The organism is Desulfopila aestuarii DSM 18488 (assembly GCF_900143695.1).
Classification (GTDB): Bacteria; Desulfobacterota; Desulfobulbia; order Desulfobulbales; family Desulfocapsaceae; genus Desulfopila; species Desulfopila aestuarii.
The window spans coordinates 107,615-116,956 of sequence record NZ_FRFE01000018.1; the positions used below are offsets into that span (position 1 = coordinate 107,615).

Here is a 9,342-nt window from a genome sequence, read left to right on the forward strand (position 1 = left end):
CCGAAATCACTGGAACATTTCACTCGGTAAGGTCATTTATTTCTTCACCCATGGAGATATTTATCCCTCAGCATTCTGGCTAGATCATTGACCATTGAAAAAGCGTTTTCTACTGTTTTCCCTTTATCAGGATTAACCAAGCAGCAGGTTGCAGGTGACAACATGCTCTGACTGATAAGCTGTTCAATATCCACCCCTTTTTTTCCTAAGTGCTGCCAGATTCCTTCCAGCTTCATCATCAGAAAGCCGAGGCTCTCTTTGGCAAACAATTCATAACCTGTCGGTACGATACCCCAGACCAGCACCCCACCACGATCGAGAAATTTTTTTATCGACCCAGCACAGGACGAGAAGATCTCAGCGTTGGTGTAGATATCTAACGAGAGGATATCCATATCGAGACCCAGCAGGAAATCCCAGTCCGGATTCCCGCAGAGATGAATTCCTCGTGGACAATCAACCATGGAAAAAAAATTATCCAGATCGGTCTTGGCCTTCTGCTCACCGTATCCTGACATTGCTGAAAAAATGAATTGCAGGCCCGGTTCGTCGATAAACATAAAGGCATTGGCATTCCGCTTTTTTAATTGAGCGAGCTGGGTATTTATTCTTTGAGCCATAAACTCCATCATAAAGGGCCTGATGGTGTCATCAAAAAGAATGGGGCGATCGTCTTGGTCGAGAACATTGAAGCCAAAACTGATCGGCCCTTCGAGCTGCCCGCGAATTGCAGGTTTATCGGCAAGGTCCCGTGATAAGAAATCGTGGTATACTACTGAATATGTCTCACTAATATCAAAGTATGCCGGATCTTCAAACCGGCTCAAAGTCTCTTCGAACTCAACTATGAATTTTTCCATCGAAAAACGGAGCGTTCGTTTGTCCAGATCGAGCAGGATTCCGGGGAAATGTTCAGCCGCCTGAACATACATGTCTTCGTAATAACTATAGTTCGGAAGCTGTGGCCAGAAGGGAACATCTAAGGATAATGCCAGGCTGAGGGCTTCCTGGACATTTGTCTGAGGCATAACAGCCATGGCTGTCGTCAAAAGATTTCCAGGAAGCGGCATACGTCTAGTCTCCGTTTATCATAAATATCTGCCAGAAATAGCGTCTATATTGTAGCAATACAGTAACCACTGCAGGCGAGAGCCGCATACTTCTAGCGAGAAGCAGGAAGTAATCAGAACCAGAATTCCGGATAACTCCGCTTCTTTGGAATGTTGTTGATCAAGAGGGCAACAAGCAGCATGATCAATGCTCCGGCGCCTACCGGCATCAGGGCATAGAGGTAACCGAGATGGTGTACTTTGGTGGTTCCGATAACGGCGATGAGCGCTGTCGCTCCACCTGGCGGGTGGAGGGTTTTAGTGGCGTGCATGACCGCAATAGCAACGGAAACAGCAAGAGAGGAGGCCAACCACAATTGATCGGGGAAGAGTTTATAGCAGGTCACCCCGATAACAGCCGAGACCAGGTGACCGCCCAGAAAATTACGCGGTTGGGCCAGAGGACTTTTGATCGCACCATAGATAAGGACAGCAGATGCACCAAACGAGCCGATCAGCATGACGGCGTCGGAAGGTTCGAGCAGGTTGAAATGGCAGTAGGCCACGGCGCTTATACCAACAAATGCCCCGAGCCAGGACCAGAAAATCTCGGCAAGACTGACTCGCGGCGGGCTCTTGGTAACGCCTTTCATCTTTTGGAAAAATTTCACGCTATTCCTCCCCAACCTGCAAGCTGGCCTGGAGGAGATTGGTCCTGGTAACGATGCCTACCAAAAGACCGTCAGTGTCAACCACCGGCAATCGATTGATCTTTCGCAGTGAGAACAGTTGCAGCGCCGCATGTGCCGATTCCGTTGCTCCTATCGTTACCGCTGGTGTCGACATGATGTCACCCGCAGTCACAGTCATGAGCGAGCGCATCAGACATCTATTGCAGTTCAGGCAATTACCAAGAATTTTCCAAAACGAAGCGTTTTGATCACCTTCGAGCCGGGAAAAAATGTCCTTTTCAGAGACAACTCCGACAACCTTTTCCCTGGCGTCAATAACCGGCAAACCTGAAATGGACCTGGAAGCCATTGCCTGGATTACGCCTTCAAACGTTGTGCCTGCCGCTACATGAACCACATCCCTGGTCATAATGTCCTTGATCAGCGTTGATGTCAGCAACCGCTGTCTGGCATGACGGATGGCATGGCTGTAGAGTTCCCGAAAGTCGCGCATGGAGATATCCAGGTATCCCTCGATATCTTTCATCGCCGCATACACATCCTCATCACTCAGTTCCGGCTGGTTCGCCAGGCCAGTGATACCCGTTCCGGTGGACACAACGTCGTGTTGTTCAATATCCGACATATTCCTGCTCGATAATCAATGCGGCCCTGATAAGCCAGGTCACTATTGTGATGCCCAATGCGAAGATGCCAAGGGTGACCGAAAGTTCCACCCAGGTTGGCAGATAATCAACGACCTCCCCAAGCGGGCTTGGGATTAGACCCGGCACAATCAGGCCGATTCCCTTTTCCATCCAGATCGCCACGAACAAAAAGAGACAAGCGGGCAGCAGGACTTTCGGGTTGCTTTTACCGGGGTTAAAGGCAAGCACCAGGGTTGCCAGGACATTGACGCCAACCGAGGTCCATATCCAGGGAACCAGCGAGTTGTGGCCGTCCATGCCGAAGAAGAGGTACATGGCGGAACTCGAATGATGGGTGGGAAAGTAAAACTCCTTGAAAACCTCGGAAAAGAGCATGATCAGGTTGATAATCGCTGAGATGACGATAATCAGCCGGAGTTTGCTGAACACACTTCTGTCAATCGAATAGGTTGTCGCGCTATGAATGATGGCAAGAATAAGGGTGATGAGGGCGGGACCCGCCGCAAATGCTGAAGCAAGAAAGCGTGGCCCCATCAACGGGTTGTTCCAGAATGGCCGGGCAGGTAATCCCTGATAGAGAAAAGCCGTGACCATATGAATGGAAAAAGCCCAGAAAATAGAAAGAAAGACAAACGGCCGGTATTTTCGCTCATCGGCCGGACGGCCCCGGTAATGGCTGTACAGGATATAGGCAGGAACCAGGGCGTTGAGCAGCAGGTAGCCGTTAAGGACAACAACATCCCAGGCCAGGATGGAAGAAGGAAAGTTGAAGATACCGATAACCGGGATTAAATGCCAGGCCTGCAGTGGCCCGCCCAGATCGACCAGGATGAACGACAGACACATCACCAGCGCACCCACGGCTACCCCTTCACCAATAATCACGACCCGGTGGAAATCAGGATCATGAAAGACATAAGCTGGCAAAATCAGCATGACTGCCGCTGCGGCCACCCCGACCAGGAAAGTGAAGTTGGAGATATAGAACCCCCAGCTGACAATATCATTCATCCCGGTCACGGAAAGACCGTAACGTGCCTGGAAGGAGTAGGCATACACTCCCATGCCCATACAGCCAAGGAGGACCAGGCGAAAGAGCTGGAAGCCGATACTGCCCCGAAGATTCCAGCAGATAACATCGGCCAGGAAAGTTCTCAGATTTTTCTCATGAAGTGCTCGCATATGCCACCTGTCAGTCAATGAAGTACCAAAACTTAGGATCCGTACCAAGTTCTTCCTTCCACCTGAAGACCTTTTTATTCTTCAGAACCCAGCGGATCTCACTCTCAGGATCAAGCAGGTTGCCGAAGACCCGCGCACCGGTCGGGCAGGCCTCAACACAGGCAGGCAATCTGCCTTTCCGGGTCCTCTGGATGCAGAAGGTGCACTTCTCCATTTTTCCTTTGGGCCGAAGGCGGTTGCCGAGATAGTGCTGTCGAGTCGTCACTTCTTCCGGCGGTACCTCTGCCTGTCCCCAGTTAAAACGTCTGCCATAATACGGGCATGCGGCCTGGCAGTAACGGCAACCGATACACCAGTCGTAGTCGACCACCACAATGCCGTCCGGCTCCCTCCAGGTTGCCCTGGTCGGGCAGGCTTTGGTGCATGGGGCATTTTCACAGTGAAAACACTGTGTCCCCATATAGAACTTATTTTCTACCGGAACCTCATGGAAGTACTGGCCATCGCCGGTACCCGGATCAAGCTGACCGGGCTCCATTTCAAATATTCGGATATACTGGGTGTGAGTCTTGCGATCGAGGTTGTTTTCCTTCACGCAGGCGGCCACACACTCCATGAAGCCCTCGCAGCGGGTGATATTGAAGGCATAGCCGTAGAGTACATTTTCCAGAGGCGGCTCGCTGCTCACCTGCACATCGAGATTGTTGTGCAGTTTGGCCAACCTTTCAAGCCGGGCGACCGTTGCATCTTTTTCTTCCTGGGTCATCAGGCGGTAATTTTTCTTAAAAAATTCCTGCCAGCGAAGTTGCAGTTCTTCGCTCCCCATCGCCGCAGCCGGTGGTATGCAGCCGGTGGTCAAGGCGGCGCTCCCCGCAGCAGCGGCGATCGATAATCCTTTCAGAAATGCTCGTCTGCTGCTTTTTTCGTCGAGAAACGAAGCACAGCCCTTTTTCTTGGAATCGCTCTTTTCAGAACTCATATCTTCTCCCTATCAGTCCAGTGGTACCGAATAGGTAGCCGGAAATCGCTTAGCAAATCGTGGAGAATGTGGATTATGGCAGGATGTGCAGTTGTAAACCACCCGTTCGCCGGCCCAGTTGGAAACCCTTTTACCATGTGCCCCGCCTAGCCAGTCCCGCTTCTGCCGAAAATGACATTGTCCGCAGAGTTGATAGCTGTGATCGAAGTCAATTTTCCTGCCCTTCTTATCTTCCAGATAATCCCTTTCCTGGGCGTGATGACAATCAATACAAGTCAGCCCCGGCCCCTCGGTACCATGTGCCAGAGCAATATTGCCGTGAGTCAGCTCAAGGCCTTGGGCTGCCGTGACCGGTTTGCCCGTGTGACACCGGCTGCATCTGTAGCGCTCGATCGACTTCTTGCGGGCCAGGACCCGAAACGATCCCCCCTGATACTCTTCCATGGCCAATACCGATTCCTCGGTTACTTGCCTCGCCAGGGGAACTGCCCTGGTATCAAAACGCTCGTTAGTATTCTTTATTTCATCCACAAAAGAACTCTCACTGGCGGCCGCATCGGTAAGAAAACCGAAAGCCATGATGAGCAGGAGAAAGCAGATAGTGTATAGTTTTGTCATAGTCAGTCCGGCTGGTTGAATTGGTGTTGCCACCCGACAGGATCATTTCCGCTCAAATACCTTGAGAGGAGCCGTCTGTACCACGGTCGCATGACATTGACGACAATCGCCCCGGCCTGCATGTTCGATCCGGATCTCCGCAACAGCCGCTGGTCCGGTGTGGCAGGCAATACAGTTTTCCCTCATCTGTAGATTATGGGGTATAGGGGGTGGCGAAGTACTCAGAAACGACAGCCCGAGTTTCGGCGGGTTTATCGACTGCCAGTTCGTTTCCACAAACAGATCAGTGGTCGTCACCTGGGCATGACATTGATAACACAGTACATTTTCAGGGTGCGGGGTGACTGGCGCAAATTTGCCAAACTCGGGGCTGTACCCGCCTTTCGCATGGCACGAAAGGCAATCTGTCTCATTGCCGCTGAACGTCAGGTCAACCTCGTGTGGAATTCGCGGCGGTGAGCCGGGATATTGCCGCAATGCATAAAACGTGGCGAGATTTCTATTGACCGAATTCGCCGTGAGGTTGGTTTCCGGTGTGGCTCGCTGGGCTGCAAAGATTTTGTAGCCCTGATTATCATAGTTTGCAGGAGACGGGGATTCTGCAAATGCTCCTGGTGCTGAAGAGATCGATAGACCGACGAAACCAAGGATGGCAACGCAGGTCGCTAATTTGCCTTTCCGGTCTGTGCGTTTCATTATGCTTTCTCCAGTCGAACAGCACATTTCTTGTAATCTGGCTGTTTGGAAATAGGGCAGAATGCATCCAGGGTTACCTCGTTGATCAGGTAGCTCTCATCGAAGAACGGAACAAACACCATCCCCGGAACGGGCACACCCCTGCCGTTTATCTGCGCCGGCATGGTAACTTCTCCTCGCCGAGAGATAATTTTCACCATTTCGCCACTGACCACGCCCAACGCAGCCGCATCTTCCGGGTGGAGCTCCACATAGGATGAAGGAACCGCGTTATGTAGCACAGGCACCCTTCTGGTCATGGAGCCGGTGTGCCAGTGTTCAATCACCCGACCGGTATTCAACCAGAAATTGTATTCGTTATCCGGTGACTCGGCCGCCGGTTCATAGGGGCGGGCCCAGATCCAGGCGCGATTGTCCTTCTTGCCGTAGAAATCGAAATCCTTACCATTGCTGCAGGCCGGATCATGTTTTGGATTAAAGCGCCAACGGGTTTCCTTGCCGTTCACAAAAGGCCACTGGACGCCTGATCTCTCACGAAGCACAGTATACGACGCCATTTCATGCTTTGGTCCGGCATGGAACCTGCGGTACTCTTCCCAAATTTTGCCGATATACTCGTCCTGGTTCCACGGGAACTGTTTCTCAAAGCCCAATCTCCTCGCGACTTCGATAATCTGCCAGGTATCGGACATGGCTTCACCGGGAGGATCGACAATCTGGTCAAAATGCTGGGTGCGCCGCTCCGAATTACCATACATCCCCTCCTGTTCGATCCACATGGCTGCAGGAAGAATAACATCGGCAACATCCGTCGTCGGAGTCGGGTACACATCGGAAACAACCACGAACCGGTCTTCTTTCAATGCCCCTTCACGATACCTCTTGAGGTTGGGCATGGTGACCATGGGGTTGGTAACCTGGATCCAGATAAACCGGATATCCCCCCGATCGAGTGCTCGGAACATCTCTACCGTGTGGTACGTCGGCTTCGGGTCGATATTGGCTACCGGAACGTCCCAGATCTCAGCGGCCATCTCCCTGGCATGCTCGTCCATAACCACCCCATGCGGTAAGGCGTGGGTCAGAGTACCGACTTCCCGTACGGTACCGCAGGCACTCGGTTGGCCGGTAAGGGAAAACGGACTGTTGCCGGGAGTCGAAATTTTGCCAACCAGGAGGTGAATATTATAGACCAGGTTGTTAATCCAGGTGCCCCGGGTGTGCTGGTTCATACCCATGCACCAGAATGAGGTTACCTTCAAGCTCGGATCACCGTACAGTGCGGCCAGGTACTTAATATCCTTTGCGGAAACACCGGATATTTTTTCGACCTTCTCCGGGGTATAGTCTTCGAGGAAAGTTGTGTATTCTTCAAAGCTCATGGGTTCAGCCTGATCGGTAAAGGCAAAGTGGTCTTCAGTGCCGTAACCGATATTGGTTTTCCCCTTATGGAATGAAACGTGCTCGTTCACAAAATTCCAGTTCACCCAATCGTTTTTAATGATTTCGTAGCAGATTGCGTTGGCCACAGCCAGATCGGTCTGCGGCCTGAACATGATCGAGGTGTCCGCAGCTTGGCTGGTACGGGTATGACGAGTAGCGAAGTCAATGATCTTGACGTCTGTTCTTTGCTTCCTGTTGGCAAGCATCCTGGAAAAGAGTACCGGGTGCATCTCCGCCATATTGTTACCCCAGGTGATGAAGACATTGGCATTGTCGATATCCTCATAACAGCCCATCGGCTCATCAATCCCGAAAGTGGTCATGAACCCGGTTACAGCGCTTGCCATGCAGAGGCGGGCGTTGGCTTCGACGTTATTGGTTCCAAGACACCCCTTGAACAGTTTGGAGGCAACATAGCCGTCAGGAATAGTCCATTGACCCGAGCCATATATCGCGACGGAGTCTTTACCGTACTTGTCTTTTGTCTCCTGAAGTTTCTGAGCGATAAGATCCAGCGCTTCCTTGATAGGCACCTCAACCAGTTTTCCGTCTTTCCTGACCTGTGCCTTGGTAATCCTGTCTTTGCCGTACAGGGCCTGAACGGAATGGTATCCTTTCATGCAGCACAGACCCTTGTTGACGCTGCAGTTGGGGTCACCCTTGACAGCCACCGCCCGACCGTCGCTGACACCTATCAATACTCCGCAGCCTGTACCGCAGAATCGGCAGGGTGACTTCTGCCATGAGATGATTCCACTGTTGTTGGTCAGTTTGCTCCACTCGCCAAAACTTATCCCGGGGAAAAGGGTCCCGGCGGTTACAAACGCACTGCTGATGGCTGCCTGCTTAATGAACTGTCTTCTGTCGAGTTTCATTGTCTCATGTTCTCCCTTGTCATTCTTTTTCGTCATAGCCAAAAGCAAGGCTCAGCGACTGCAAGGACTCCACTGTTTTCAGGGCACTCTGGAGAGATCTCTCAATGGTTTCATCAGGTGTGTCCGTGACAAGAACAACGACCTCCTGATTTTCGGCAGGAAACACCTGACAGTACTCCAAGGCGGAAAGCTCAGCGCAAAGTGCGTCCTTAGCTCCGTTTCTGGGCATGGCGAGGTAGCTGAAGATGGGCATTACCTGATCCTCCGTATGGGTCGAAATACTGATACATGGTGGGACTATCTTCTTATAGCATGCTAACGATTGAGAACTTTTGACCTATGTCAATTACTGAACTCTTTTACGTAGTGTTTCGTCCTGGAACTTCCAAATAGAAGCATCAACCTGACTTTTAACGTAATAAGGAGATGAAACCTGACAGAAGTAGAATGTTCCTCTTCAGAGTTACATTTGATTCGGTTAAGAAAAAGGTGCCACCAATTTCAAGTTAAGAATATTGGCCTCAAAATCAGTCTCGCATATATTGAAAATTTCGTCAAATATGACTGAATTCAGCTCTAACAGCTTGTTAATAATGCCATCTTGAAGTTATGCCGAATCTGACTACTCCCAAGGTGGATATTACTGCAGACATTCCCGAATCTACGGAAGGGAGGAACTTCCAACTCAATCGAATAGGAAATGGAAAAGCGAACGGAGAAAACCAATACGCGACCGAAAGGTCATGAATTAATAGAGGAAGCAAAGCAACAGCTTAAATGCCACCTTTCTTTCTGTTTCATCCGGGTAAAGCGTAATCTTTACACTCCTACTGAGCCCGTCAGCACCCTTTGCCAGCCATTTCACATCATGGTGTATACTTCAGTTAGGGCATATTGCTCCAACAACCCCAACCCAGGAGGTGCACCATGAAATTATCCCAGGCAGTCGATTTCCATCTGCAGTATCATCGGACCAACTCCAAAAAAAAATACCGTCAAGACATGTGAGTTTGTCCTCAACCGTTTTACTGCTCGATTTGGCAAACGTGATCTCGCCAGTATATCCCAGGAAGAAGTCCTCGAATTCTTGCTCTCTCTGACAAAAAACAACAAACAGGCGACCAAAAGGAACAGATACTCGGTACTCGCATCTTTCTACAA

9 protein-coding genes are annotated in these 9,342 nt (G+C 50.8%); all 9 read right to left on the reverse strand.

Annotation, left to right across the window (positions count from 1 at the left end; all coding sequences use genetic code 11):
* Positions 1–44: 44 nt before the first annotated feature.
* The gene (locus BUF15_RS16950) at positions 45–1,070 is read right to left on the reverse strand and encodes a uroporphyrinogen decarboxylase/cobalamine-independent methonine synthase family protein (protein WP_073614894.1); all 1,026 of its coding nucleotides are present in this window, start codon (positions 1,068–1,070) and stop codon (positions 45–47) included.
* A 113-nt stretch (positions 1,071–1,183) separates the two neighbouring features.
* A complete protein-coding gene (locus tag BUF15_RS16955; RefSeq protein ID WP_073614895.1) occupies positions 1,184–1,720 on the reverse strand; it encodes an HPP family protein in 537 nt (178 codons plus the stop codon).
* A gap of 1 nt (position 1,721) precedes the next feature.
* A complete protein-coding gene (locus BUF15_RS16960) occupies positions 1,722–2,366 on the reverse strand; it encodes a CBS domain-containing protein (protein WP_084554116.1) in 645 nt (214 codons plus the stop codon).
* Entirely contained in the window at positions 2,353–3,570 is a 1,218-nt protein-coding gene (gene dsrP, locus BUF15_RS16965) for a sulfate reduction electron transfer complex DsrMKJOP subunit DsrP (RefSeq protein ID WP_073614896.1), read from the reverse strand. The genes BUF15_RS16960 and dsrP overlap by 14 nt, the downstream gene beginning before the upstream one ends.
* Positions 3,571–3,580: 10 nt before the next feature.
* A complete protein-coding gene (locus BUF15_RS16970; RefSeq protein WP_073614897.1) occupies positions 3,581–4,549 on the reverse strand; it encodes a 4Fe-4S dicluster domain-containing protein in 969 nt (322 codons plus the stop codon).
* 12 nt (positions 4,550–4,561) lie between these two features.
* Positions 4,562–5,167, reverse strand: coding sequence for a cytochrome c3 family protein (locus BUF15_RS16975; protein WP_073614898.1), 606 nt, complete (start codon positions 5,165–5,167; stop codon positions 4,562–4,564).
* Between the two features lie 42 nt (positions 5,168–5,209).
* Entirely contained in the window at positions 5,210–5,863 is a 654-nt protein-coding gene (locus BUF15_RS16980) for a nitrate reductase cytochrome c-type subunit (RefSeq protein WP_073614899.1), read from the reverse strand.
* Complete coding sequence (locus BUF15_RS16985; protein WP_073614911.1) at positions 5,863–8,181, reverse strand: periplasmic nitrate reductase subunit alpha; 2,319 nt, start codon at positions 8,179–8,181, stop codon at positions 5,863–5,865. Before BUF15_RS16985 ends, BUF15_RS16980 begins: the two co-directional genes overlap by 1 nt.
* Before the next feature lie 19 nt (positions 8,182–8,200).
* Positions 8,201–8,434, reverse strand: coding sequence for a hypothetical protein (locus BUF15_RS16990; RefSeq protein WP_073614900.1), 234 nt, complete (start codon positions 8,432–8,434; stop codon positions 8,201–8,203).
* Positions 8,435–9,342 lie beyond the last annotated feature (908 nt).